We start from the raw sequence: 24642 nt of genomic DNA, 5'->3' as shown, positions 1-24642 counted from the left end.
GTATCTAATTGGATTATCATCAACGAGTGCCCACACAGATTGATAGGTTTATATTTTTAAAGAGCTTTTTCTAACAACCACCTGGCTTAACACCGCGTTGCTAGGGGTGCGTATCTTACGCTTCCCGATTTGAGAGTCAAGCGTTATTTCAAACTTTCTTTTCTCTCTTACCGAGCGGTTTGTGACTTTCGTCTCACTCCGTGTCGGTGAGGCGGCATTATAGGGAGGTCTGAACGGATGACAAGTGTTTTTTTGAAATTAATTTTTGTTTGCTCAAAAAGAAATCAAAACGGTTGAAATAGAATAAAATTTCAACATTTGAGTCATGTCACATCAATGCGTTGGAAAAACTACAACCATATACGTAATATCTCTGTGTCTATTTTGTTAACAGTAGATACCGTTTTTTTAGTAAACCAATAGTTGTATTCCAATATGAATTCAAACAAATCGACCTTAATGATTGTCGCCGTCGCAATCATAGGTGCAATCCTCTTTTCGCAGGTCGCGTTATCACCTGCTATTAGTTTTGTGATTGGTGTTTTTGCTTGCGCTTTTGTTATCAAATTTTCGAACACCACTCCAATCGACGAGCCACATAACGACCCATCCACTAACACGCTCTACGTGGGCAACCTGCCATATAAAGCAAACGAGTCTAACGTTAAGGAATTATTTTCTAAACATGGTGAGGTGTTCGCGGTCCGGTTAATGAAAGATAAACGAACAGGTAAAAGACGAGGTTTTGGTTTCGTCGTGATGGCTGCAGCCGATGCACCGAAAGCGATTGAAGCGTTAAATGAAAATGAATACATGCAACGCACACTGAAAGTGCGCATTGCTAACGATCCTAAATCTTCAGCGGATAATGCTGAACAGAGCTAAACTGTAATCGGTTTAGCTTTCTATTCAATGCTCCCTCTTCCCAAGGGGGAGCGGTTGAAAAAATACTCCTTTCTCCAAACTTCTCTTGTTTATTCACACCAAGAAGCGCTTCTACTCTTCTGGCAATAGCTTCACCTGAGTCCACCAGCAACACTGACTCTCCAAGCACACTCTGAATCTCCTCTTTAATAAGAGGGAAGTGAGTACACCCTAATACTGCCACATCAATATGATGACGAAGCGGCTCTAATATATTAGTGAGCTCATCCAAACAGATAGCTTTGCCACGTAGTTTCTCTTCTGCCATATCAACTAGCCGTGTCGAGCCAAGCATTTCTACTGGCTTACTTTGAGAGAAACTACGGATAAGATCGTGAGTGTATTCTCTTGTCACTGTAGCAGGGGTGGCGATTAAGCCAACGGCCTTATTTGCCATATTGGAAGCTGGCTTTATTGCAGGTACCACGCCAACGACAGGAATGGTTAATTGAGAACGAAGCGTAGGAAGGACGATCGTACTTGCTGTATTACAAGCGATGACCACCAGATCAATGTCTTTTTCTTCAACTAGACAGCCAATCAGCTTTTCGACTCTCGCGATCAAAGTATCATGGGCTAGCTCACCATAAGGGTACGCTTCGTTATCGAAGATATAGGTATAGTTAAGATGTGGAAGCTTATTAGCAATTTCTTGGTAAACCGACAGTCCGCCTACACCAGAGTCAAAGATAAGGATATTTGAATGATTAGACACTTGAGTAACCCACGATAAGAGATGTGGCAATCATACTCAGTTCGGCGTTTTTGGCAATCTCTTGGCCGTATAACGTTGATATGAGAAGCGTCCATCACTATCCATATGCGTAGGCGTTACCTCGATACAACCTTGATAGCTTCGAGTCTGCGTCACTAAGGTATGGAATTCTCCATTTTCACCACAAGGATCGATGTTATCAGGAAGTGCTGTTAGAAACTCTTGGCTATACCACTGACCGCAAAACTGCTGACTCAGAGCGTTGCCATCAGTGGTAACAACAAGGGTCTTTATTCCTCGCTGAAGAATTTCATGCGCCAGTTTTTCACTTTCCTCCCCCATTAAGGGGAACAAACACTGCCAGCCCGCAGGTTCGATATAGCTACGGCGATAATCAGCAATGCCATTGCAGAACATGTCACCAAACGCAACAGCATCTATTTCTATCTCACTCCCCTTCAGGCTTTCAACAATTCGTGCTTGGTATACTTCATTGGAAGGAAAGGTTTCTGGTAGTTCAACTTTAATCAAAGGTAATTGCAGTAATTGGGCCTGCATATCCAGCACATGAAGAGGCGTTGCTTGGAAAGGCACTTCATCTTTCACATAGGTAGTATAGAGAGCGGCCACATTAAACTTTGGGTTATCTCGAAGCCTTTCTAGTACTAGGGTCGAATCTTTTCCGCTCGACCAACTGATGATGACGTTGTTTTTCATACTGTTTATCTATCGGTAAGAAAAAACCGCCCTAAGGCGGTTTTAAATATTTAGAATTGGTAGCTCGCTGTCGCAAACCAATTACGTTCAGCACCTAAGTAGTACAACATCCCCTCAGAGAAATGAGACGTCACTGCTGTTTCGTACTCTTCATCAAACACGTTGTTCACTCTTAGGCCAAAAGTAAGCTCATCAGTCGCTCGGTAGCCTAGCCCTAGATCAACTGTCGTGTATGAGGATAAGTACTCTCCATTGGAAGCATACCTTTCTCCCGTGCGCAGCACCGTCATAGATGCATCGAAGTTCTCTAGTCTAACTGTTGGAGTCCAACTAAACTTATGCTCTGGTCGGCGGATGAGATCTTTATCCGTTTTCTTATCGATAGCCTTCAACCATTCTGCACCCAGAGTATGCTCGATAAATCCAGTCGTAAAACTAACACCAATCTCTAGACCTTCAATTTCAGCTTCCGCTACGTTTTGAGGAATCCATGGGTCAAACATACCTGGGCCTGTAGGAGCCCACTCAATAAGGTTTTCAAATTTAGAGCGGTATGCCACTAAGCTCCAATCAAACAGTTCGTGATAACCATAAACACCAAGTTCTGTAGAATTGGACTCCTCCGGTTTCAAGTCCGGGTTCCCGCTTTGTGGCCAATAGAGGTCATTAAACGTCGGAGCATTAAATGCCGTTCCTGAAGAAGCAACGAGCTGGAACTGTTCAAACAGCAGATAACCAAGCGCTACATTCCACGTCGTATAACCGCCAAACACACTGTCTTTATCATGACGTAAGCTTGCTTCCGCCGTGAAATCCCCAAACTCGCTTAACGCAGTGATGAAGCCAGCTTTGTTATTTTTAGCGGTTTTATCATAATCTGTGGTGTTTGATCCGCCACGCTTTGCTTCTTCTTTAGAGTAATCAACACCAGCATTTAAGATAATGTGTTCGAAGCCTGTATAAGTGTTCAGCCAGTTCGCTGATTTACGGTAACCTGTAAGCGTTGACTTAGCCACGGTTCCTGCTTTATCTCCATCCGCATTATGATCTTTTGTTGTGCCAATTTGCAGAACTGAAGCGAAATCACTTTGCAGATATTGTAGTGAACCAGTGAAACTATAGAAGTCCCCCTCAGTTTCAAGAGTAGGTGCGTCGACAGTGTATTGGTTAGCGTAGTCAACTTGCGAATCTCTCGTGTAACCCGAAAACGCAACTCCCCAGTTCTCGGTTAGCTGATGATCTAAACTGCCAAATACAGTTTGGCTTTCATAACCATGTGTTTCATCTTCAGGGGCACCATCATAAATGCGATAGCCGTCGCTTTTCTCACGGTTAAATACAAATGATCCTGTGGTTTTGTCAGACAGCTGGCCACTTGATTTCCAAGCTTGTTGGTCTTGACCTTGGTTGCCATAACCAAGCAGTAATTGATGCGTGTTCTCTGAACCAATCGTCGAGATACTTATCACGCCTCCCATAGCATCAGAGCCATATACTGCCGCTCTAGGTCCACGAATAACTTCTATTCTTTCAATCGCAAAAGCAGGAATAAGACCAATAGAGGCCTCGCCAGCCGTTGGAGAGTTAATACGCACTCCATCCACAATAACGAGCGCATGCTTACTTGCAGTGCCACGAATATAAATACCCGTAGCATTACCTTTATTGCCTTGAGAGTTAATTGTCACGCCAGGCAGTACTTTTAATAGGTCTAAGGCAGTGGTCGCCTGAGAGACTGCAATGTCATCTCTAGTAATCACACTGGTTGACGCTAGTACAGAACGTTGGGTTTGCTCAAAGCGGTTAGCAGTTACCACGACCGTCTCATCAACAGAGACATCTTGGGCAAGGGAATAGGTAGAGGGAAGCAGCGATGCCATAGCCATCGCTAAAATAGATCGGTTCATTTTTTTGTCCTAAATCGCGTAAATCCTACCGAGCTTGAAGCGTTTGCTTCCAGTGATTGAGCTCAGCTGCTGGCAGGTATTCGGACTTAAGAGCTGTTAGCCTAGTGCCTCGACTTCCCGCATATTCCTCTATGCAGTGTCTATTGAGGGGTCGTTCTCTTTTACCGCTGCGCGTCAGTTCTGGAATTCCACCAGATTCCCTTATTTCAGCCATCTATACATCCAGATAGCACCAGCTTGGGGCCGATGTTATTCAGCTATTGATATTTTGTCTAGTTAAGATTGGTATAAGCTATAGTTTTTACAGCAGGTTAGTGTCGTGATTACGAACCAACACTGGACATCAAGCGGGGATTGAATAAAATCTGCGCTCTCAAATAAAACGCACTAAGCACAGGCAATAACCCAAAGGTAATAATCATGGCTACTCTTGATGTAAACCCACAACGCTACCAAGAACAACTGGCAGAAAAAGTTGAGCGCCTTACCGAAATGTTCGCTCCTTACAACGTGCCAGAGTTGGAAGTGTTTGAATCTCCAGAGCAGCACTACCGTATGCGAGCAGAGTTCCGTGTTTGGCATGAAGGTGAAGACCTTTACTACATCATGTTCAATCAAGAGACTCGAGAAAAGTACCGCGTCGATCAATTCCCTGCGGCGAGCCGTTTAATCAACGATCTCATGCCTTTGCTCGTTGATGCAATGAAAGACAACGATTCACTGCGTCGTAAACTGTTCCAAGTTGACTTCCTCTCTACACTGAGTGGTGAAATCTTGGTTTCTCTTCTTTACCATCGCCAGCTAGATGATGAGTGGACTAAGAATGCTAAGGCACTTAAGCAACAGTTAAATGACGAAGGCTTCAACCTCAATATTATCGGCCGTGCGCGTAAGATGAAGATTGTTCTCGACCGTGATTACGTGATCGAAAAGCTAGATGTGAATGGCAAACCATACATCTACCAGCAAGTTGAAAACAGCTTTACTCAACCAAACGGTAAAGTCGCTGAGAAGATGTTGGAGTGGGCGGTCGACTGTACTCAAGACAGCCAAGGTGATCTGCTGGAGCTATATTGTGGTAACGGCAACTTCTCTCTTGCGCTGGCGCAAAACTTTGAGCGCGTGTTAGCTACCGAGCTAGCTAAGCCTTCGGTTATCTCTGCGCAATACAATATTGCAGCCAACAAGATCGACAACGTGCAAATTCTGCGTCTTTCTGCAGAAGAGTTCACAGAAGCGATTGAAGGCAAACGCGAATTCCGTCGCCTTAAAGATGCGGGCGTGGACCTTAAGAGCTACAACTGCAACACGATTTTTGTCGATCCACCACGTGCAGGTATGGACATTGACACGTGTAAGATGGTGCAAGGCTATGAGCGTATCTTATACATCTCGTGTAACCCAGAAACCTTAAAAGAAAACTTAGACGTTTTGAGTGAAACACACAACGTGACTCGCTTTGCTCTATTTGACCAGTTCCCATTTACCCACCACATGGAAGCTGGTGTGATGCTAGAGCGTAAATAGACGCTTTGCTGAAACAAAAAACGAGCCATTTAGGCTCGTTTTTTATATCTAGTTTCGACTCACTATGACTCAGCTTTTGCTGTTGTCGGAGTTAGAAAACCCAGTTTCTTTGCAACCCATAGCAACAAGCCCAGCGTGATGAAAATCGCTAGCATGTTTGAACCCGCATCCGGGTACTGAGCCTTGATAAAGGCCGAGTGACCGAATGCACCAACAAAGAAACACGCTAGGCCCACTAACGGGATATCTTCTGATACAGGTTTACTTAGATACTCTTGGTACAGAGTCTGAACTGCTAGTACTAGAGCAATGAGTGGAAAAATTGAGAAAGAAACTTGGCTCATTGTTAGCCAAGACAGCATTGCGTCCCCACACATACCCGCAACAAGTGCCAGCACTAGGGTTTTCTTCTCAGAACCACGATTAACTTGGTTTGTTTCGTTCGACATTAATCTATCCCACCTTTTAATCGGTTACGTTCACGTTCTTTGCGATACCAATAAGCCCCTTTGGCCATCATTCGCAATTGCATAATTAGACGCTCGGCAAGCTCGTCGCGTTCACGTCCTTCTAAATCTAAAGCTTCTGCGCCAGAGTTAAAGACCAAGGTAACCGATGCTTCGGCTTGAGTGAAAGCTTCTTCACGGGTCATCCCTGTACCGATAAGGTACTCCGTTAACTCAGCTGAAAAATGTTGAATTTCTCTCGCGACTGCGGCACGAAACTCTGCAGAGGTGCCAGAGCGCTCACGCAGCAATAATCGAAAGACGTTAGGGCTACTTTCGATAAATTCCATAAAGGTTTCTACCGATGTGCGAATCACACTGCCCTCTTTAACAATGCGCTGGCGAGCCTGACGCATCAATTGACGAAGCAGTAAACCGCCCTCGTCGACCATGGTTAACCCTAACTCATCCATATCTTTAAAGTGACGATAAAATGAGGTAGGTGCGATTCCCGCTTCTCGCGCAACTTCTCGTAGGCTGAGGTTAGAGAAACTTCGATCTGCACAAAGCTGACTAAATGCCGCATCAATCAATGAACGACGCGTTTTTTCTTTCTGCTGTGCGCGGATTCCCATGGACTTCATAACTGCTATTCTTTTTCTTATCTTGGTAGCCATTAATATACAACGATTGACTTAGGGAGATAACCCAAAAATCTCTCTCTGTGACTACCGAGGGGCAATTAAACCCAGTTCAAACCATTTTTCAATCTTTTAGCGTCCAATTAGAGATATACCGCATTCCTTTCTCAGATTTGAACGTTTCTACGTGATCTCACCGACTCTCTAGTACGCTTTTCGTTTACCCAACTTAGGAATCAGTTAAAATCTCGCTACAGCAATGTTAAGACAATATAACAAGGAAAAAAATATGGCGGAGAGTAACCACTTTGATGTCATCGTTATTGGTAGTGGTCCCGGCGGTGAAGGGGCAGCGATGGGATTAACCAAAGCGGGATTGAATGTAGCCATTGTCGAAAAGGAAAGTAGTGTCGGAGGTGGTTGTACCCACTGGGGCACCATTCCATCAAAAGCACTACGCCATGCCGTGAGCCGTATTATCGAGTTCAACAACAACCCGTTATTTTGTCATAACAACACCAGCTTACATTCCACTTTTTCAAATATACTCGGCCACGCGAAATCGGTAATCGACAAACAGACTCGACTACGTCAAGGGTTTTATGACCGTAACCAATGTTCTTTGATTTTTGGTACCGCACGCTTTATCGACAAATACACCATTGCCGTAATGCAAAGTGATGGTACGGAAGAGACCTACAGCGCTGACCGCTTTGTTATTGCAACTGGCTCACGCCCATACCAACCAGAAGGCGTTGACTTCACCCACGAACGTATCTACGACAGCGACTCGATCCTTAACCTTAAACACGACCCTCGCCATATCATTATCTATGGTGCCGGTGTCATTGGCTGTGAGTACGCGTCTATTTTCCGTGGTTTAGGAGTGAAAACGGATCTGATCAATACGCGTGACCGTCTACTCGCATTCTTAGATAACGAAGTGTCAGACGCGCTTTCTTACCATTTTTGGAACAGCGGTGTGGTGATTCGCAATGATGAAACCTTTGAGAAGATTGAAGGCACCGAAGATGGGGTGATTGTTCACCTAGAATCAGGCAAGAAAATGCGCGCCGACTGTATTCTTTACGCCAATGGACGTACTGGTAACACAGATAAATTGAACCTAGCAGCTGTTGGCCTAGCAGCAGACTCACGTGGCCAACTAAAAGTCGATGGCAACTATCAAACGGAAGTTGACCATGTCTATGCCGTGGGCGATGTGATTGGCTACCCTAGTCTGGCAAGCGCAGCTTACGACCAAGGACGATTTGTCGCTCAAGCGATCACAAAAGGTCAAGCTGATGGTAACCTGATTGAAGACATTCCAACGGGCATTTATACCATTCCAGAAATCAGTTCGGTTGGTAAAACAGAACAAGAACTGACCGCGGCTAAGGTGCCTTATGAAGTAGGCCGCTCTTCATTCAAACACCTTGCACGAGCTCAAATAGCAGGTAAAGACATTGGCAGCTTGAAGATTCTGTTCCACCGTGAAACAAAAGAAATTCTAGGCATTCATTGCTTTGGTGAACGTGCTGCTGAAATCATTCACATCGGCCAAGCCATTATGGAGCAGAAAGGCGAAGCGAATACCATCGAGTACTTTGTTAACACGACCTTTAACTACCCAACCATGGCGGAAGCATACCGCGTCGCGGCGCTCAATGGTTTAAACCGTTTGTTCTAACTAGTCGCAGTAACAACAAAGCCGTCGCTCTATCGCGACGGCTTTTTTATATCTACAGATATGGAATTAGTGGGCATGACCTTGTGACAGGTTAATCAGTACTACCCCACCAGCAATCATCAACATTCCAATCCATACGCTCGTATCTAAATGCTGGCGATAAACAAACGTCGATATCAAGCTAACCGTAACGATCGCAAGGCCAGCCCATAAAGAGTGTACAATCCCAACAGGCATTTCTTTCATCGCTTGACCCAAGAATAGAAAGGCAGCCAAATGCCCAGTAATCACTAATGCAGCAGGTACTGGTTTGGACAAACTAAAACCATCCGTTGCTTTTAATGCCACATGAGACAGAGCTTCTGCCATCACTCCCATCAGTAGAAAAAACCAGCTCATTTCATCTTCCTATTTTCAGGTACAAAAAAGCCTGCGCCACGAGAACACAGGCCAATATAAGTCGCGAGATTATTGGTTCAGGTAAGCCGCGTGGAACTCCAAATGCTCATCGATAAACGTTGAGATAAAGAAATAACTATGGTCATAACCCGGCTGCATACGAACTTGCACATCGGAATCATGCTCTTGAGCAGCAGCGATCAGTACTTCCGGCTTTAGTTGCTCCACTAGGAAGCCATCTGCCTCGCCTTGATCAACCAAAATTGGTAGATTCGCTTCCGCTTGTTTAAGCAGTTCACTTGCGTCGTACTGCTTCCACGTTTCAAAGTCATTACCCAAGTAAGCATTAAATGCTTTTTGACCCCAAGGGCACTGCATTGGGTTACTGATCGGGCTAAATGCTGAAATTGAGCGGTAACGCTGAGCATTTTTAAGACCAATAGTTAACGCGCCATGACCACCCATACTATGACCAGAGATCGACTTAATGCTTGATACTGGGAAGTTAGCTTCGATCAGCGCTGGTAACTCTTCTGTCACGTAGTCATACATATGGTAGTGGCGTGACCAAGGTTCTTGCGTCGCATTAAGGTAGAAACCAGCACCTTGACCAAGATCGTAACCTTCATCATCAGCGACATCTTCACCACGAGGGCTAGTGTCTGGAGCAACAATGGCAATACCTAGTTCAGCAGCTCGGCGGAAGGCGCCTGCTTTTTGCATGAAGTTTTCATCGGTACAAGTTAAACCTGATAACCAATAAAGAACCGGTACTGGCTTGGTTTTCGATGCGTTTGGCGGTAAGAAGATCGCAAAGCGCATATTGCAGTTCAGCGTTACAGAGTCGTGTGTGTATTGTTTGTGCCAACCACCAGCAACTTTGGCTTGGCTAATATTTTCGATAATCATTGAATAGGCTCCATAAAGCTGACGGTTCAATTAAAAGGCATTCACTTTGGTAAAAGCGCACAGGTAAAGACACTCTTAACAAAGGGAATATCACCACCTCCCGGGCGAAAGGTGGTGAAAAAGATGTCTGGGTGAACAGACGGTCTCTTATCGACAGGACAGTAAGCCAATAAGAGACCTAAGTGAATTACTTATCCATGTGTAGAACAGTACGGATAGACTCACCTTTGTGCATTAGTTCGAATGCTTCGTTTACGTCATCTAGGCCCATTGTGTGAGTGATGAACTCTTGTAGTCCGAACTCACCCGCCATGTAACGGTTTACGATTTCTGGAAGTTCTGAACGGCCTTTAACACCACCGAAAGCAGAACCGCGCCATACACGACCAGTAACTAGTTGGAATGGACGAGTAGAGATCTCTTGACCTGCACCAGCAACACCGATGATTACAGATTCACCCCAGCCTTTATGACAACACTCAAGAGCTTGACGCATCACGTTTACGTTACCGATACATTCAAATGAGTAGTCAACACCACCGTCTGTCATCTCTACGATAACGTCTTGGATTGGCTTATCGAATTTCATTGGGTTGATACAATCAGTCGCACCAAGCTGTTTTGCTAGTTCGAATTTGCTTTCATTGATGTCGACACCAATGATGCGGCTAGCACCAGCCATACGAGCACCGATAATTGCAGAAAGACCGATACCACCTAGACCGAATACAGCAACTGTGTCGCCTTTTTCAACTTTAGCTGTGTTAAGTACCGCACCCATACCCGTTGTCACACCACAACCTAGAAGACAAACTTCTTCAAGCGGTGCTTCTTTGTTTACTTTCGCTAGTGAGATTTCTGGTAGTACCGTGTACTCAGAGAAAGTTGAACAACCCATGTAGTGGTAAATTGGCTCACCGTTGATAGAGAAGCGGCTTGTGCCATCTGGCATTAGGCCTTTACCTTGAGTCTCACGCACTGCCTGACAAAGGTTAGTTTTACCAGACTTACAGAACTTACATTCGCCACATTCTGCTGTGTAAAGTGGGATAACGTGGTCACCAACTTCAACGCTAGTCACGCCTTCACCAACCATTTCAACAATACCGCCACCTTCATGACCTAAAATCGAAGGGAAGATACCTTCTGGATCGTCACCAGATAGTGTGAAAGCGTCAGTGTGACAAACACCAGTCGCTACGATACGAACAAGAACTTCACCTGCTTTAGGTAGTTCAACATCAACCGTTTCACGCTTTAGAGGTTCGCCAGCTGCCCAAGCAACCATTGCTTTTGATTGGATATGAGTTTGACCTGGTTTGAGTTCAAGTGTCATTGGATGTTTCCTTCAAATAGGTATTTAAGATGACGTAGTAAGCGTAGTAGAGCTTTCGTCTCACTTCTGCGTCGTTTTGTTGGTTGCCATTTTAGGCATTTCACAGAAAATGATAATCCCACCAAATCGAAAATCATTTTTACAGATACGTAATAATAAGCCCCATAAAAAAACCGGGCTTATAGCCCGGTTCATCATGAACAATCATCTATTAAACGAGGAACTCTCCTCTGCGCCACTGGTGAGTCAATATCAAGCCAAGTGTCACGCCTCGCATTGCCATAAAGCTTAGCATTGCCAACCATAGCGCATGGTTACCCCAGCCCATCGCGAAGTAAAAGATAATAAAGAAGGCGCAGGTAGAGAAAAACATACTGTTGCGCATCTCTTTGCCTTTGGTGGCGCCGACAAAAATGCCATCAAGCAGAAAGCACCACATAGAGATAAGTGGCATTGCCACCAGCCAAGGCAAATAATTGAGTGCAATGGCATGAACGCTTTCAATGTCCGTGATCAAGCTGATCAGGTTCGATCCGGCAAACGCAAAGGCGATGGTCAGTCCGAGACAAATCACCAAACTCCAGAAGAAGGTACCAATCAATGATTGATTAAGCTGATTGCGGTCCTTAGCGCCAATCGCTTTGCCCACCATCGCCTCCATCGCGTAAGCAAACCCATCCATACCGTAGGAGATCATCATCAAGAAGCTCATCAATACCGCATTGGCTGCGACAATCTCATCACCAAAGCTGGCACCTTGGAAGGTCATAAAGGTAAAGGTCATTTGCAGACACAGTGAGCGCAGAAAGATGTCGCGGTTAAGCTTTACAAACCGACTGAGGCCATTGGTGGTATCTTTAATTAGGCCAAGTATTGGTGGCAAATTATCTTGATGCCACTTACGCCATACACACCACAGACCAAAGCTCATTCCGGTATAGTCGGCAATGACGGAAGCCAGCGCAGCACCTTCGACTTTCCAACCAAAGCCAATCACGAACAGCACATCTAGTGCTATGTTAGTCACGTTAGCAATGATCACCATCCACATTGGCGCTTTGGCATTTTGTGTCCCAAGTAGCCAGCCAAGTAGAACAAAGTTGGCTAATGCCGCTGGCGCACTCCAAGCGCGAATTGAGAAATATTGCTCACCGTAGAGTTTTACCTTGTCACTGGCGTCACTAAAGCTAAATACCCAGTCCGCAATGGCTTGATGGAATAGGAGAAACAACCCAGCGAAGCCCAAAGCCATCGCCACCCCTTGAGTAAAGACCAGCCCCAATTGATGCTTATTAGTCGCGCCGTAAGATTGCGCTGCTAAGCCCGTGGTCGACATACGTAAAAAACCGAGTAGCCAAAAAGTCACACTGATCATCGTGCTTCCCAGTGCCACACCACCTAGATACCAAGCGTGGTCAAGGTGACCGATCACCGCAGCATCGACCAAGCCCAACAACGGAACGGTAATGTTAGAGAAAACCATGGGGATCGCGAGCAGTAGCACTTGTTTGTGCACATCGCGATTGGAGAGAGTCTGAAGTATTTGCACGTTGCCACTCTAATAAGGATTGAATGGCAAGTGTAACGGGATCACCAGCGAAGCTGAACTAATACTGGTGTAAGACGCTGCTTAAGTGGATGCAATTTTGTGAGCCATCGTTGCCATAGCTTCCAACGGCCACAGTCTCGTTCTAAAGGAGAATAGGTTTTTACCCAGCGAGCCCAAGGTAAGTAGTTAAGCATGGCTTGGTTAGGGTTACTGTAGCCATGCGCATAGTGGCCTGCCCCCATCTTCTGTCCCAATTTAGACGCACTCAGATCGCCAGCGAGCACTACGCAAGCTCTTGCGCTATCAAAATGACAACCGAGAGCTTGAACAAATTTAGCAACTTCTCTTTCAGTACAATCGAGCAATGCATGTTCGCAAACTATCATCACTGGTGTTTTATCTGGGATAGGTAATGATTCAAGCCAGCTAAGTTCACTCACGCTACCACATACATGGTGATAGCGTTCACTTTTATGGAATAGCTTTTGACGCCAGAGAAGGTTTTCAGTCACATCCAGTTCCAACCAATGACAACGACCATTGTCTACGCGATAAAAGCGAGTATCAAGGCCAGCTCCAACATTAATAATCCATCCATCAGGATTACGTTTGATGAACGCCGAAACCTGTTGATCGCAAAGCTGGGTAAGAGTGACATGAAGAAGTTGCTTTTGGTCAATATCACCAGATAAGCATTCGGGAGCAAGATGACAACGTTGGCAGGCTCGAGCGGCGATAGGATCATAAACCAATCCATTATCCACTAAGCTTTCGCGGCTGCGAAGCCACAGAGGCTGCAATAAATTTGCCGGGATTTGATAGCGTTGTTTAGCTAAATTTTGATTCGCGGCCATTATCATCTTCCTTCCATACCAGAAAGAAGATGATAATGAATATCAATTACAAAATCAACGAGTGAGAATGAATCTCATCTAATTGAATTACATCCAATCAGTATTTCGGATGATACCAACCGCAAGTCCTTCAATAGAAAGGTGTTGGCACGTAAGGTCTACCTTAATCGGTTCAAACTCTTCGTTTTCGGCGTGAAGCAGTACTGTTGAACCTTTACGCTCCAAACGTTTTACAGTGACGTCTTCGTCAACGCGAGCCACAACCACTTGGCCATCACGCACATCTTGCGTTTTATGCACAGCCAACAAGTCACCATCCATAATGCCGATATCTTTCATACTCTCGCCATTTACGCGAAGCAGAAAGTCAGCTTGAGGCTTAAACATGCCAGGATCCACTTGATAGTGTGTTTCTACATGTTCTTGAGCCAAGATTGGTTCACCCGCAGCGACTTGACCAATTAGTGGTAAGCCTTGCTCATCATTGGCGGCATCTTCAAGTAGGATTCGAATCCCGCGAGATGCTCCTGGAATAATTTCAATCGCTTCTTTACGAGCAAGCGCTTTTAAGTGTTCTTCAGCTGCATTTGCTGAACGGAAGCCAAGCTCACGTGCAATCTCAGCGCGTGTCGGTGGCATACCGGTGTCATCAATTTTACTTTTGATTAGATCAAATACTTGTTGCTGGCGTGGCGTTAACGGCTTCATAAGTCACCTGTCTTTTTATACAGTTAACTGTGAGTATATCCAGTAATGTTTTAAATGAAAAGCAAATTGATTGTTTTTTGAATAGCTTAACTAACACATCATTCAATTCAGAAAACGAAGCACACAAAACGCCTTAAATATGCATAGCGTGATCACTAGGAACGACTACTAGAGCCTACTCCGTTTGAACGCACGTAGATAAACTCAGTCACTGTAAAGAAAACCGGCAAGCCCTACCGTTTAAATTTATCGCCCCGGCTTAGATAAAGCGTACAAATTCGCTCAGTGAATAGATTTGGCTAAAATTGACGTTTTACTAGTCAATTTTAAGTAAAAGGTTCGACCAGTTTCTGATATCCTTGCTGGCTAAAAATATCCGCTTGGGCGCATCCCCACTTCTATACTTGAGAATTGGAAATGCGCTTATGCTATTTATCTATTTTGAGGCTCAGAAGCTTTATGTCTTCCGGACAATCATTTTCTAGCTCTTTACTTAAGCTGCCACTGTCGGTTCTGGTAAAGGGCACCGCTATTCCAGCCAACCCTATTGATGATCTAGATATCGACATCAATAAACCTATTATCTATGCGTTGCCATACCGATCAAATGTTGACTTAATCACGTTGCAAAAACAGGTTGAGAAGTTAGGGTTGCCAGATCCCTTTGAGTCAGTGGAAATCAACGGTAAATCGTTTAAACGCTTTGTGTTTACCTCCTCTCGCGAAACAGTGATGAGCAGTGATCACGATGTTCCAAATGAGTCTATCGCACAGTTTTCTGAACTGCTGGAACAGCATAAACTCGACTCTGAACTGGATGTTCAAGTTATCCCTACGACTGTTCTTTGGGGTCGTAAACCAGGTAAAGAGTCGCAACAAAAACCCTACTTACAATCACTGAATGGCCCTCAAAAAGCCAAAGCAGTGATTCTTTCAGGGCGCGACTGCTTGGTTCGTATCAGCCCAGTGGTGTCCCTACGATACATGGCGGACTCTCACGGCACCGATACATCTATCGCGCATAAACTCGCGCGTGTTGCACGCATACATTTCTCACGTCAGAAGCTTGCTGCCTCTGGCCCTAATTTGCCAAGCCGCCAAGCGCTATTCAAACGCCTGATGAAGTCAGAAGCGATAGAAAAAGCAATTAGAGACGAAGCGAACTCAAAAGACATCCCTATAGAAAAGGCGCGCAAAGAAGCACATGCCATCATGGATGAAATCGCAGCGGACTTCTCTTATTCATTGATTAAAAACGGTGAACGCATCTTAGGTTGGTTATGGAATCGTATCTACCAAGGTTTGAATATCACCAACGCATCAACTGTGCGTAAGCTTGCGCAAGATGGTCATGAGATTGTCTATGTTCCGTGTCATCGCAGCCACATGGACTACCTGCTTCTTTCCTATGTTCTTTATCGCGAAGGAATGGTACCTCCACACATAGCCGCTGGTATCAACTTGAATTTCTTCCCAGCGGGACCAATTTTCCGTCGTGGCGGTGCGTTCTTCATTCGTCGTAGCTTTAAAGGCAATAAGCTTTATTCAACGATTTTCCGCGAATACTTAGCTGAGCTATTTGCCAAAGGTTACTCAGTGGAGTATTTCAGTGAAGGAGGTCGCTCACGCACGGGTCGTCTACTGCAAGCAAAAACCGGCATGCTGGCGATGACGATTCAAGCCATGCTACGTGGTTTGAACCGCCCAGTAACTTTAGTACCTGTCTACATCGGCTACGAGCACGTGATGGAAGTAGGCACTTACGCTAAAGAGCTTCGCGGAAAACGCAAAGAGAAAGAGAACGCAGGCTTAGTACTGCGAACAATTCGTAAGCTGCGTAATTTTGGCCAAGGATACGTGAACTTTGGTGAGCCTATTCCGCTTAACCAATACCTCAATGAGAAAGCGCCAGAGTGGAGCAAAGACATCGATCCTATGGGTAGCAGTAAGCCTCAGTGGCTTAACCCTGTGGTAAATGACTTAGCGACCAAGATGATGACTCACATTAACGATGCAGCTGCAGCGAATGCACTAACACTGTGTGCAACAGCATTACTTGCTTCTCGCCAACGCGCATTGTCCCGTGACAGCTTGGTTAATCAAATTGATTGTTACCTTTCACTGCTGAAAAACGTGCCTTACTCATCCACTTTCACTGTACCAAGTGAAGATGCAGAAGCGTTGGTTAAGCATGCGGAGTCATTAGATAAGTTCCTCACAGAATCTGACTCGATGGGCGATATTGTTTCTCTGGATCGCAATCAGTCTATCTTGATGACTTACTATCGCAACAACATCATCCACTTGTTAGCGTTACCATCGCTGATCGCTCAAATGCTCGTGCGCCAACAGCAACTATCACTTGAGCAGATCAAAGAAAACGTAGCGCTGGTGTACCCATTCCTCAAACAGGAGCTGTTCCTAAGTATTGAGGAAGAAAAACTGGGCGAGATGACAGAAGCGTACATCGAAGAGTTGGCTCGCCAAGGTGTAGTGACGGTAGACGCCGAGCACAATGTCGCGATTCGCCAGGCGAATACACAAGTACTGGTTCTGCTCGGTCGTACCATTACTGAGACCCTGCAGCGTTACTCCATTGCTCTGAACTTGTTGGTTGCTAACCCTGAGCTTGGTAAGTCAGACCTAGAACAGAAGAGCCAAGACATCGCACAGCGCTTAGGTCGCCTGCATGGCATTAATGCCCCAGAGTTCTTTGATAAAGGCGTGTTCTCTTCAATGTTTAGCACATTGAAACAGCAAGACTATCTCGATATTGATGGCAATTGTGATAAGCAGAAATGCCAAACGCTCGCAGAGCTTCTTTACTCTATGCTTTACCCTGAGGTGAAGTTGACCATTAAAGAAAGTATCTGCCAGACAACAGAACAAAAATAAACAAAAAGGGCATCTATACGATGCCCTTTTTTCATTCTAAATAAAGGCTATCAGTAAGCCTGCAGCGATAACCATGCCGACATAGTTGTTGTTGAGAAAAGCCCTAAAGCATAGCTCTCGCTCTCGATGACGAATAAGGTGCTGTTGGAAGACAAAGAGCGCACCAGCAATCAACAAGCTCCAATAGAAGCTGGCACCCAGTTGATACCAAATGCCAAGATAGATAAGCATCGCTAAAGTAATAAGCTGCAATACCCCAATCACCATCTTGTCAAAGCGACCGAACAAAATCGCTGTCGACTTAATGCCAATCTTCAAATCATCATCACGATCAACCATGGCATATTGCGTGTCATAGGCAATGGTCCACAGTGCATTAATAATAAAAACAAACCACACAACCATTGGCAGTTCGTTCGCTTGCGCAGCCCAAGCCATAGGTATTGACCAACTGAAAGCCAAACCAAGAAACAACTGTGGCAGATGGGTAAAACGCTTCATAAATGGATAGATAAAAGCTAAGACAATGCCGGCAAACGAAAGCTGTATCGTCAACGGATTCATTGTTAGAACGAGCAAAAACGAAGCGACACCCAAAATCAAAAACAGCGTAATCGCTTCTTTTGAAGTGACTCGTCCGGAAGGTAATGGCCTTTGGCTAGTGCGCTTTACATGACCGTCCACTTTTCTGTCTGCAAAGTCATTAATTACGCACCCTGCGGCGCGCATAAACACCACGCCCAGAATGAATACCACCAATACTTTCGGATCCGGGATCCCTTGCGCGGCAATAATCAACGCCCACAAGGTTGGCCATAGGAGTAACAAGGTACCAATCGGCTTATCCATTCGCATTAATTGCCAATAAGCGAAAGCTTTACTAGCCGTCATTCCTACTCTCCTTGGTATACATTGGGGCCGTTGGTAAAAATAATTCAGCAACCAACATAGGTTTGTGGTTCATCCATAATCTTGAACGACGCGCGAGCATTTTTCCTTCTGGTGTTTCAGCCCAGCCCACTTGCAAGGCATCTCGCTTGACGTTTTCTGCACTGAACACCGTCAAGCCCAAAGGAATCTCACCTTGCTGAGCCAAATCATGCTGTTGATCTTCCATTGAAGAGAGAGGGATCAGTGTTCGCCCTAATACCCAAGCTTCGCCATCGCCTTTTAGAACAACTTTACGTAACAAACACGGTTCTTGAGCCAGCAATTCAATCTCTTGCTGATTCAACCTTTCCGCCTTGACCATTTTATTATGCACGAGGTCAACCGTTAGCCCTTCGCAATAAGAGCTTAATAGGCGGGATAATGAGCCATGCTCAAGTACCCACTTTTCAGAATTCACGTTGGGAAAATTAAATTCGGCTGGGTCTTGCCAGCTCACTTGGCGCAGTGCAGATAAATAAAGCGCAATCAATTGATTCATACTAGTATTCAATAAGTAGCCTTATCGTCGTACAATAAAGCTTCGATCTGAAGTGTTAACCACCACATCGAGTACTTAACGCATTTTTATTACAAATAGATGCTCCATTGTAACAAGACTCTGGCGATTCGAGTATCGTGATTGGAAGAAAGAAAAGTTATAAATATGATTAAACGTTACCTAGCCCAAATATTTGTCGCTTGGACTTTGTTAATAAGTCTTCCGACATTGGCAGAGGAAGAAGGCGTACCTAAACTCGCTTACTTCACACTTGAACCAGATCTCACTACCAATTTCTACACCAAAGGTAAGAAGCTGGGCTACATTCAAGTTCGTATCGATATTATGGTGGCCGCAGAAACAGACCTAGCCATCATTGAACTGCACCAGCCATTGATTCGAGATGCCGTTATTGAACTACTAGGCAAGCAGTCTGAAGACACCATTACATCTCTTGCTGGCCGTGAAGACTTACGTAAATCGTTAGTTGAGCAGCTTAACTCCATTTTACTGCCCGAGACTGGTAAAACGGTGATTGCAGACCTGCTGTTTACTAAATATCTATACCAGTAACGACCAAAAGCATAACCACAAAAAAGCGGCTTATTGCCGCTTTTTTTACACCTTGTTGTAACGACCTGCATCTAATAGGCCTATCGTAATCCCCGCAAGTAAACCCGCCAGGTGAGCTGTATTCGCGATGGCCATAAATGGCTGAACAAATCCTAAGATCAACCAAACTAGCATGAAACCAATCAAAGGTTTGGGCATGCTTAAGCCCATTTGGGGAGCCTTGTAACCCAGCATCCACAAGTAACCAACCAAGGCGTATACGACACCAGATAAGCCGCCAAAGTTAGCACCTTCAACCCAGAACTGCCCCGCCCCGGAAAGCGCAGCAGATACAACAAACAGCTGTAGAAGCTTCCCCGACCCTAAGCGTTGTTCAATATCTCCACCAAGCTGCCACCACCACAGTAAGTTAAAAGCGATATGCATAACAGAAAAGTGCAAAACGGCGTGACTCAGCCAACGCCATAGCTGCCACTCTTGGCCAGCAAAAGCAGGAAAGTGCAACGCCGAAAACACAGCCTTACCTGCACCCAATTGCTGCATAGTAAAAATAACAATACAGACCAGCATGATCGCTAACGTCATTGGGCCGGCTTTAGCTTTGATCATCGCCAGCATACTCGGTGACTGGTACTGGAAATGATTGGTACGTGATTCGGCCATATCCCAAGAGGCCGCTTGGTATTTGGCATCATTTGGGTTCGCCAAAAAGTGGTTGAGTTCGGACTCTGCTTCAATTTGATGTTCTGAATTACTCAACCACAGGGCAAACTGACCTCCTCCTTCTGGCATCATCTTGATATCGATATGGCGAGAAGCCATGTAATCAATAAATGCTTGCGCCATTCTTGGGTTTGTTAAAGAGATCAGTCTGACCATATAATCTTCCTACTGCATATCGGATTCTGTCGGCAACTGGGCACGTTGCCAAGCTTCAAAGCCACCATCCACACTATACACCTGCTCAAAGCCTTGGTTAACCAAATACTGCGCAGCACCTTGACTGCTGATTCCGTGATAGCACATCACTAACACGGGCTGCTCAAACTCAACCTCATCCATAAACTGAACAATGCTGTCGTTAGTCAGATGGTAAGCTGATTGTGGGTGTGCAACCGCAAAGGCTTGTGGGTCTCTAATATCCACCATTCGCGCATTGCCTTGCTCTAACAACGCTTGAGCTCCCAAAACATCGATATGCTGAAACTGGTCCATTGACTTTCTCTCTACTGCTTTAATTATTTGCTGGCATTGTAACCTATCCAGTGCTCAACAAGTACACGGGGTTAATAAGGTTATCCACCAGCGATCATTTATTAATCATCTGTGGATAATTTTGTGGATTACGTTGATAAAGTGTTTTTGAGCAAATGGATCTACTATATGTAGTGATGATCCTTATTTTTATGTGTGTAAAAGAAAAAATATCCCCATAGGAAAATAGCTCTCTATGCCTTTATTCACCCTGCTTTCTGACATGTAGCGAATAAATTTACCACAGAGTTACCCACAGGCCGTGAGCTAACTTTAGATCTGAAAAAACAGTACTTAGTGACAATTTTCGATCGGAAACAAAAAAGCCGAGATCAATGATCTCGGCTCTCTTCAATTCAGTAGGTTTGGGAATTAGAAATCACCAACCGCGACTTTCAACTTCTTCATCGCATTCTTTTCTAACTGACGAATGCGCTCTGCAGACACACTGTAAGTTTCTGCTAGCTCTTGAAGTGTCGCTTTGTTGTCATCTAACCAACGCGAACGAACAATATGTTGGCTACGCTCATCTAAGCTAGATAGAGCTAAGCTTAAACGATTATTGGTGTGCGCTTCCCAGTTCGCAGCTTCGACATTATCAGCCACGTCAGATGCTTTGTCTTCTAAGTAGAGGACAGGAGCTGTGTATGAAGTACCTGTGTCGTCATCGTCAGCTTGCATTTCAAACGTAGAGTCTTGAGCTGCTAAGCGAGATTCCATCTCTCGCACTTCTGATGGTTCAACACCTAGCTCTTTCGCAACGGTTTCCACTTCACCGTTGTTAAACCAGCCTAGACGTTTTTTTGATTTACGCAGGTTGAAGAATAATTTTCGCTGCGCTTTAGTCGTTGCGATTTTCACGATACGCCAGTTACGTAATACGTATTCATGAATCTCAGCTTTGATCCAATGGACAGCAAATGACACAAGACGAACACCTACCTCTGGATTAAAGCGCTTAACCGCTTTCATCAGGCCAATGTTACCTTCTTGAACTAAGTCCGCCATTGGCAAACCATAACCAGAATAACCGCGAGCAACATGCACGACAAAACGTAGGTGCGAAAGGATCAACCCTTTTGCAGCCTCAATCTCACCGTCATAATGCAGCTTCTCTGCGAGTTCACGTTCCTCGTCAGCAGTCAGCATTGGGTAGCTGTTTACTTTGCGGATGTAGCTGTCCAAGCTATCTTGTGTAACTACAGCCATTGGGTACGCTTGGTTAGTCATTCAATTCCTCATCAATCTCTGATCTGGAGTCATTTTAACCCGATAATCTTGAACCTAAAGTGAACAGGTTTCAAGCAAGGGAAAGTAATTATGCATAAACAAATTGTTTACACAAGTAAAAGTACACGGTAGCGTCTACTTTTTCCAATAGTATGACACGCTGAAACTAAACTGGTTCAATTTCTTTTAGATGTCGCTGCGCGGATACTTTTGCCGCTAAGCAGCCTAAGAAGGTGCCAAGCATCAAGAGCAATAAGCTTTCATCCCAGCTCAGCCCGATCAAGCGGAAGCGGCTATCATAAAGTAAAGCTAACTGCTCAACACTATTGTTCAATAAAATTGTGATGATAGCCGTCATTACCCAAGCAACTAACGCTCCGAGTAGACCAAACCACATGCCTGAATAAAGATAGGGACGCAAAATGAACCCATTTGTTGCACCAATCAGCTTCATGGTTTGAATCTCTTCCTTATTGGCTAAAACATTAAAACGTAATGTATTGCCAACGATCAGGAAAACCGACCCCAGCATGAGCACCGAAAGTGTAATAACGATGCCGCCCACCAGATTTTTAATTGCGTCGAGACGTGTTAACCAATCTTCATCCATACGAACATCGGTAATGTCCTCTTCCGCACTGATTTGACTCGCTAGCGCCTTGATCGCAGCTTTATCTTCCATGCTTGGGGTAATCACTAACACGCCTGGCAACGCATAATCGTCTAACAAAGAGATGGCTTGTTCAAAGCCCGAGTATTCACTTAAATCATTAAGACCTTGCTGAGGGGAAATATATTCCACCGTGGCGACTTCTTTCATACTCTCAAGATTGTCCTTAAGAATCATGATACGCGCTTCCGGCGTGCGCTCAGCGATGTAGCCACTGATCTGAGACGGGCTCGTCACATGTGCTGATGCCACTGAAAGGTTCTTACCCAACAAGTAGAGTGCCGAAGGCATTGCCAAAGCCATTGAAATAACAGCAAGGGTCAATAGATTTCCCAAAGGTCGTTCAGCGAACTCCAATAAAGAAGCTTTGGCTTGCTTAAAATGAATAGCTAAAAAGCTATCTCGCTTTGCTCGGTTAACACTTCGACCTTGAGCCGCTTTACGATTTCGGGCATTAGCAGCCATAGTCTTCAACCTCACTTAAAAAGCCTTGGTTCAATTCAAGATGACGATACTGTGGGCGAGTGTTTACTAACCCAATATCATGGGTCGCTAATAGAATCGTTACACCGGCACGGTTAAACTCTTCAAATAATTTCAGCACCCTGCTTGAAAGCTCAGGATCTAAATTACCAGTTGGCTCATCAGCTAAAAGCAGGGTTGGTCGATTAACAACCGCGCGTGCGATACCGACTCGTTGCTGCTCACCACCAGATAACTGGCTTGGTAAACATTTCGCTTTATCTAGCAATCCTGTTTTATCTAACGCGGCATTCACTCGGCGTTTGATTTCATTTTCTGAGATAGACTCGATTCGCATTGGCAGCGCCACATTGTCATACACAGGGCGATCCATCAGCAAACGGTGGTCTTGAAATACAATACCGATATTACGACGAAGGAAAGGAATGTCTTTACTGGGAATACGAGTGATGTCGTGATCATTAAAGCAAATTTTACCATCCGTAGGGCGTTCAATCGCACAGATCAACTTAAGCAAGGTACTTTTACCTGCTCCAGAATGGCCACCTAAAAAAGCCATTTCACCGCGACGCAGATGAAAATCGACTTTTTGTAACGCTTGGCGCCCACCACGATACGCTTTACTTACTTGCTGAAACTTTATCACCCGTAATTCCTCTTACGAACTTCTCTACAATAGATATACCTATATGTTGAAGTCACGGAGTCACCATGACTTCAACAGCATAGGCATTAGTCTTCACGACTAAACAATGCGTCGATAAACTCTTGAGTTTCAAATGGACGTAGGTCGTCGATACCTTCACCCACACCAATGTAACGAATTGGAATTTGGAATTGATCAGCTAATGCGAAAATAACTCCACCTTTAGCCGTGCCATCGAGTTTAGTTAGAGTAATACCTGTTAAAGGAGCCACATCGCTAAATAGCTTAGCCTGACTGATCGCATTCTGCCCCGTACCAGCGTCCAGAGTTAGCATGATCTCATGTGGCGCTGAACCATCGACTTTCTGCATTACACGAACAATCTTACGCAGCTCTTCCATCAGGTTAGATTTATTTTGCAAACGACCCGCCGTGTCGGCGATCACAACATCCACGCCTTTTGCTTTTGCCGACTCAATCGCATCGTAAATTACCGACGCGCTATCCGCTCCAGTGTGCTGAGCAACAACCGGTACATTATTGCGTTCACCCCAAACTTGAAGCTGTTCAACAGCCGCAGCTCGGAAAGTATCACCTGCCGCAAGCATCACTTTCTTACCTTCAGCTTGGAACTGTTTTGCTAGCTTACCAATTGTCGTGGTCTTACCTACACCGTTCACACCGACCATCAAGATCACGTATGGCGTTTTTGACGTATCCACTTCAAGCGGCTTTTCTACTGTCGATAAGATTTCCGCCATCTCTTCTTTCAGTAGACCATACAAAGCTTCACCATCTTTCAATTCTTGGCGCGACGCTTTTTCTGTCAGGCTATCGATGATCTTAGTCGTGGTATCCATGCCAACATCAGCAATCAGTAGTTGCTCTTCCAACTCTTCAAATAAGTCATCATCAATCTGTTTACCTTTAAACAGACCAAAGAAACCCGCGCCAATATTCGCTTTGGTGCGCGCAAGACTGCGTTTTAGTCGCGCGAAGAAACTCTCAGTCGGCTTTTCCTGCTCTACGACACGAGGCTCTTGAGGCTCAACCACTACTGGCTGCTCCTCGGTCGGCTCTTCTTTTTTTGCTTCTGCTTCTGCTTCTGCTTCTGCTTCTGCTTCTGCTTCTGCTTCTGCT

Annotated in this window: 24 protein-coding genes and 1 riboswitch; of the genes, 5 read left to right on the top strand and 19 right to left on the bottom strand. The window is 45.0% G+C overall.

All coding sequences use genetic code 11. The features are described 5' to 3' along the window. Positions 1-435 precede the first annotated feature (435 nt). Positions 436-885 (top strand): RNA recognition motif domain-containing protein, encoded by a 450-nt coding sequence (locus AC4MRV_RS17660; RefSeq protein WP_038193553.1) that lies wholly within the window; start codon positions 436-438, stop codon positions 883-885. Here the strand turns inward: AC4MRV_RS17660 and murI are convergent. Genes murI through AC4MRV_RS17645 form a run of 3 tightly spaced genes read right to left on the bottom strand, consistent with a single transcriptional unit; the run spans position 851 to position 4263 of the window. Continuing rightward, positions 851-1639: a glutamate racemase gene (murI, locus tag AC4MRV_RS17655; RefSeq protein ID WP_491188631.1), complete on the bottom strand. Its 789-nt coding sequence runs from the start codon at positions 1637-1639 to the stop codon at positions 851-853. The genes AC4MRV_RS17660 and murI overlap by 35 nt on opposite strands. 36 nt (positions 1640-1675) lie before the next feature. Next, a complete protein-coding gene (locus AC4MRV_RS17650) occupies positions 1676-2356 on the bottom strand; it encodes a Dph6-related ATP pyrophosphatase (protein ID WP_491188630.1) in 681 nt (226 codons plus the stop codon). Between the two features lie 50 nt (positions 2357-2406). Further along, positions 2407-4263 (bottom strand): TonB-dependent receptor domain-containing protein, encoded by a 1857-nt coding sequence (locus AC4MRV_RS17645; protein WP_491188629.1) that lies wholly within the window; start codon positions 4261-4263, stop codon positions 2407-2409. Positions 4264-4317: 54 nt separating this feature from the next. Continuing rightward, positions 4318-4515, bottom strand: a riboswitch (cobalamin riboswitch). A 168-nt stretch (positions 4516-4683) separates the two neighbouring features. On the opposite strand from AC4MRV_RS17645, the gene trmA reads away from it, so the two are divergent. Beyond that, the gene (gene trmA / locus AC4MRV_RS17640) at positions 4684-5790 is read left to right on the top strand and encodes a tRNA (uridine(54)-C5)-methyltransferase TrmA (RefSeq protein WP_491188628.1); all 1107 of its coding nucleotides are present in this window, start codon (positions 4684-4686) and stop codon (positions 5788-5790) included. 62 nt (positions 5791-5852) lie between these two features. Here the strand turns inward: trmA and AC4MRV_RS17635 are convergent, their stop codons facing one another. Both AC4MRV_RS17635 and fabR read right to left on the bottom strand, forming a co-directional pair. Further along, positions 5853-6239 (bottom strand): YijD family membrane protein, encoded by a 387-nt coding sequence (locus tag AC4MRV_RS17635; protein WP_005476634.1) that lies wholly within the window; start codon positions 6237-6239, stop codon positions 5853-5855. Then, positions 6239-6880 carry an HTH-type transcriptional repressor FabR gene (gene fabR, locus AC4MRV_RS17630; RefSeq protein WP_005476630.1) on the bottom strand — a complete coding sequence of 214 codons (642 nt, stop codon included), beginning with the start codon at positions 6878-6880 and terminating at the stop codon, positions 6239-6241. Before fabR ends, AC4MRV_RS17635 begins: the two co-directional genes overlap by 1 nt. Before the next feature lie 256 nt (positions 6881-7136). Between fabR and sthA the strand changes: the two genes are divergently transcribed. Then, entirely contained in the window at positions 7137-8567 is a 1431-nt protein-coding gene (gene sthA / locus AC4MRV_RS17625) for a Si-specific NAD(P)(+) transhydrogenase (protein ID WP_491188627.1), read from the top strand. Positions 8568-8633: 66 nt separating this feature from the next. Here the strand turns inward: sthA and AC4MRV_RS17620 are convergent, their stop codons facing one another. The 6 genes from AC4MRV_RS17620 to lexA form a co-directional block, all read right to left on the bottom strand. Next, positions 8634-8966: a DMT family transporter gene (locus AC4MRV_RS17620; RefSeq protein ID WP_491188626.1), complete on the bottom strand. Its 333-nt coding sequence runs from the start codon at positions 8964-8966 to the stop codon at positions 8634-8636. A 69-nt stretch (positions 8967-9035) separates the two neighbouring features. After that, complete coding sequence (gene fghA / locus AC4MRV_RS17615; RefSeq protein WP_491188625.1) at positions 9036-9875, bottom strand: S-formylglutathione hydrolase; 840 nt, start codon at positions 9873-9875, stop codon at positions 9036-9038. Positions 9876-10062: 187 nt separating this feature from the next. Then, positions 10063-11211 (bottom strand): S-(hydroxymethyl)glutathione dehydrogenase/class III alcohol dehydrogenase, encoded by a 1149-nt coding sequence (locus AC4MRV_RS17610; protein WP_053441702.1) that lies wholly within the window; start codon positions 11209-11211, stop codon positions 10063-10065. 211 nt (positions 11212-11422) lie between these two features. Beyond that, positions 11423-12760 (bottom strand): MATE family efflux transporter DinF, encoded by a 1338-nt coding sequence (gene dinF, locus AC4MRV_RS17605; protein WP_491188624.1) that lies wholly within the window; start codon positions 12758-12760, stop codon positions 11423-11425. Between the two features lie 41 nt (positions 12761-12801). After that, complete coding sequence (locus AC4MRV_RS17600; RefSeq protein ID WP_491188623.1) at positions 12802-13614, bottom strand: class I SAM-dependent methyltransferase; 813 nt, start codon at positions 13612-13614, stop codon at positions 12802-12804. An 87-nt stretch (positions 13615-13701) separates the two neighbouring features. Next, the gene (gene lexA, locus AC4MRV_RS17595) at positions 13702-14322 is read right to left on the bottom strand and encodes a transcriptional repressor LexA (RefSeq protein ID WP_491188622.1); all 621 of its coding nucleotides are present in this window, start codon (positions 14320-14322) and stop codon (positions 13702-13704) included. A 459-nt stretch (positions 14323-14781) separates the two neighbouring features. On the opposite strand from lexA, the gene plsB reads away from it, so the two are divergent. Next, on the top strand, positions 14782-17217 hold the full coding sequence (gene plsB, locus AC4MRV_RS17590; protein ID WP_491188621.1) for a glycerol-3-phosphate 1-O-acyltransferase PlsB: 2436 nt from the start codon (positions 14782-14784) through the stop codon (positions 17215-17217). A gap of 36 nt (positions 17218-17253) precedes the next feature. Here the strand turns inward: plsB and ubiA are convergent, their stop codons facing one another. Continuing rightward, positions 17254-18108: a 4-hydroxybenzoate octaprenyltransferase gene (ubiA, locus tag AC4MRV_RS17585; protein ID WP_491188620.1), complete on the bottom strand. Its 855-nt coding sequence runs from the start codon at positions 18106-18108 to the stop codon at positions 17254-17256. After that, positions 18098-18646: a chorismate lyase gene (locus AC4MRV_RS17580; RefSeq protein WP_491188619.1), complete on the bottom strand. Its 549-nt coding sequence runs from the start codon at positions 18644-18646 to the stop codon at positions 18098-18100. The genes ubiA and AC4MRV_RS17580 overlap by 11 nt, the downstream gene beginning before the upstream one ends. 165 nt (positions 18647-18811) lie before the next feature. On the opposite strand from AC4MRV_RS17580, the gene AC4MRV_RS17575 reads away from it, so the two are divergent. Continuing rightward, the gene (locus AC4MRV_RS17575) at positions 18812-19219 is read left to right on the top strand and encodes a flagellar basal body-associated protein FliL (protein WP_491188618.1); all 408 of its coding nucleotides are present in this window, start codon (positions 18812-18814) and stop codon (positions 19217-19219) included. A 45-nt stretch (positions 19220-19264) separates the two neighbouring features. Here AC4MRV_RS17575 and glpG read toward each other — a convergent pair whose 3' ends face one another. The 6 genes from glpG to ftsY all read right to left on the bottom strand — a co-directional run. After that, on the bottom strand, positions 19265-20098 hold the full coding sequence (glpG, locus tag AC4MRV_RS17570; protein ID WP_491188617.1) for a rhomboid family intramembrane serine protease GlpG: 834 nt from the start codon (positions 20096-20098) through the stop codon (positions 19265-19267). 9 nt (positions 20099-20107) lie between these two features. Further along, positions 20108-20434: a thiosulfate sulfurtransferase GlpE gene (gene glpE, locus AC4MRV_RS17565; protein WP_491188616.1), complete on the bottom strand. Its 327-nt coding sequence runs from the start codon at positions 20432-20434 to the stop codon at positions 20108-20110. Between the two features lie 411 nt (positions 20435-20845). Beyond that, positions 20846-21703, bottom strand: coding sequence for an RNA polymerase sigma factor RpoH (rpoH, locus tag AC4MRV_RS17560; protein ID WP_491188615.1), 858 nt, complete (start codon positions 21701-21703; stop codon positions 20846-20848). 166 nt (positions 21704-21869) lie between these two features. Then, positions 21870-22838 (bottom strand): permease-like cell division protein FtsX, encoded by a 969-nt coding sequence (gene ftsX, locus AC4MRV_RS17555; RefSeq protein WP_491188614.1) that lies wholly within the window; start codon positions 22836-22838, stop codon positions 21870-21872. After that, complete coding sequence (gene ftsE, locus AC4MRV_RS17550; RefSeq protein WP_491188613.1) at positions 22828-23502, bottom strand: cell division ATP-binding protein FtsE; 675 nt, start codon at positions 23500-23502, stop codon at positions 22828-22830. Before ftsE ends, ftsX begins: the two co-directional genes overlap by 11 nt. Before the next feature lie 86 nt (positions 23503-23588). Beyond that, on the bottom strand, positions 23589-24642 hold a 1054-nt coding region (gene ftsY / locus AC4MRV_RS17545), incomplete at its 5' end, for a signal recognition particle-docking protein FtsY (protein ID WP_491188612.1).

The sequence above is a fragment of the Vibrio sp. genome (assembly GCF_984391705.1).
This window is presented reverse-complemented; position numbering and strand designations above follow the sequence as displayed.

Excerpts from the sequence above, each read along its gene's own strand:
- AC4MRV_RS17660 (WP_038193553.1), top strand. The coding sequence starts at position 436 with ATGAATTCAAACAAATCGACCTTAATGATTGTCGCCGTCGCAATCATA.
- AC4MRV_RS17650 (WP_491188630.1), bottom strand. The coding sequence starts at position 2,356 with ATGAAAAACAACGTCATCATCAGTTGGTCGAGCGGAAAAGATTCGACC.
- AC4MRV_RS17645 (WP_491188629.1), bottom strand. The coding sequence starts at position 4,263 with ATGAACCGATCTATTTTAGCGATGGCTATGGCATCGCTGCTTCCCTCT.
- trmA (WP_491188628.1), top strand. The coding sequence starts at position 4,684 with ATGGCTACTCTTGATGTAAACCCACAACGCTACCAAGAACAACTGGCA.
- AC4MRV_RS17635 (WP_005476634.1), bottom strand. The coding sequence starts at position 6,239 with ATGTCGAACGAAACAAACCAAGTTAATCGTGGTTCTGAGAAGAAAACC.
- fabR (WP_005476630.1), bottom strand. The coding sequence starts at position 6,880 with ATGAAGTCCATGGGAATCCGCGCACAGCAGAAAGAAAAAACGCGTCGT.
- sthA (WP_491188627.1), top strand. The coding sequence starts at position 7,137 with ATGTTAAGACAATATAACAAGGAAAAAAATATGGCGGAGAGTAACCAC.
- AC4MRV_RS17620 (WP_491188626.1), bottom strand. The coding sequence starts at position 8,966 with ATGAGCTGGTTTTTTCTACTGATGGGAGTGATGGCAGAAGCTCTGTCT.
- fghA (WP_491188625.1), bottom strand. The coding sequence starts at position 9,875 with ATGATTATCGAAAATATTAGCCAAGCCAAAGTTGCTGGTGGTTGGCAC.
- AC4MRV_RS17610 (WP_053441702.1), bottom strand. The coding sequence starts at position 11,211 with ATGACACTTGAACTCAAACCAGGTCAAACTCATATCCAATCAAAAGCA.
- AC4MRV_RS17600 (WP_491188623.1), bottom strand. The coding sequence starts at position 13,614 with ATGGCCGCGAATCAAAATTTAGCTAAACAACGCTATCAAATCCCGGCA.
- lexA (WP_491188622.1), bottom strand. The coding sequence starts at position 14,322 with ATGAAGCCGTTAACGCCACGCCAGCAACAAGTATTTGATCTAATCAAA.
- plsB (WP_491188621.1), top strand. The coding sequence starts at position 14,782 with ATGTCTTCCGGACAATCATTTTCTAGCTCTTTACTTAAGCTGCCACTG.
- ubiA (WP_491188620.1), bottom strand. The coding sequence starts at position 18,108 with ATGACGGCTAGTAAAGCTTTCGCTTATTGGCAATTAATGCGAATGGAT.
- AC4MRV_RS17580 (WP_491188619.1), bottom strand. The coding sequence starts at position 18,646 with ATGAATCAATTGATTGCGCTTTATTTATCTGCACTGCGCCAAGTGAGC.
- AC4MRV_RS17575 (WP_491188618.1), top strand. The coding sequence starts at position 18,812 with ATGATTAAACGTTACCTAGCCCAAATATTTGTCGCTTGGACTTTGTTA.
- glpG (WP_491188617.1), bottom strand. The coding sequence starts at position 20,098 with ATGGTCAGACTGATCTCTTTAACAAACCCAAGAATGGCGCAAGCATTT.
- glpE (WP_491188616.1), bottom strand. The coding sequence starts at position 20,434 with ATGGACCAGTTTCAGCATATCGATGTTTTGGGAGCTCAAGCGTTGTTA.
- rpoH (WP_491188615.1), bottom strand. The coding sequence starts at position 21,703 with ATGACTAACCAAGCGTACCCAATGGCTGTAGTTACACAAGATAGCTTG.
- ftsX (WP_491188614.1), bottom strand. The coding sequence starts at position 22,838 with ATGGCTGCTAATGCCCGAAATCGTAAAGCGGCTCAAGGTCGAAGTGTT.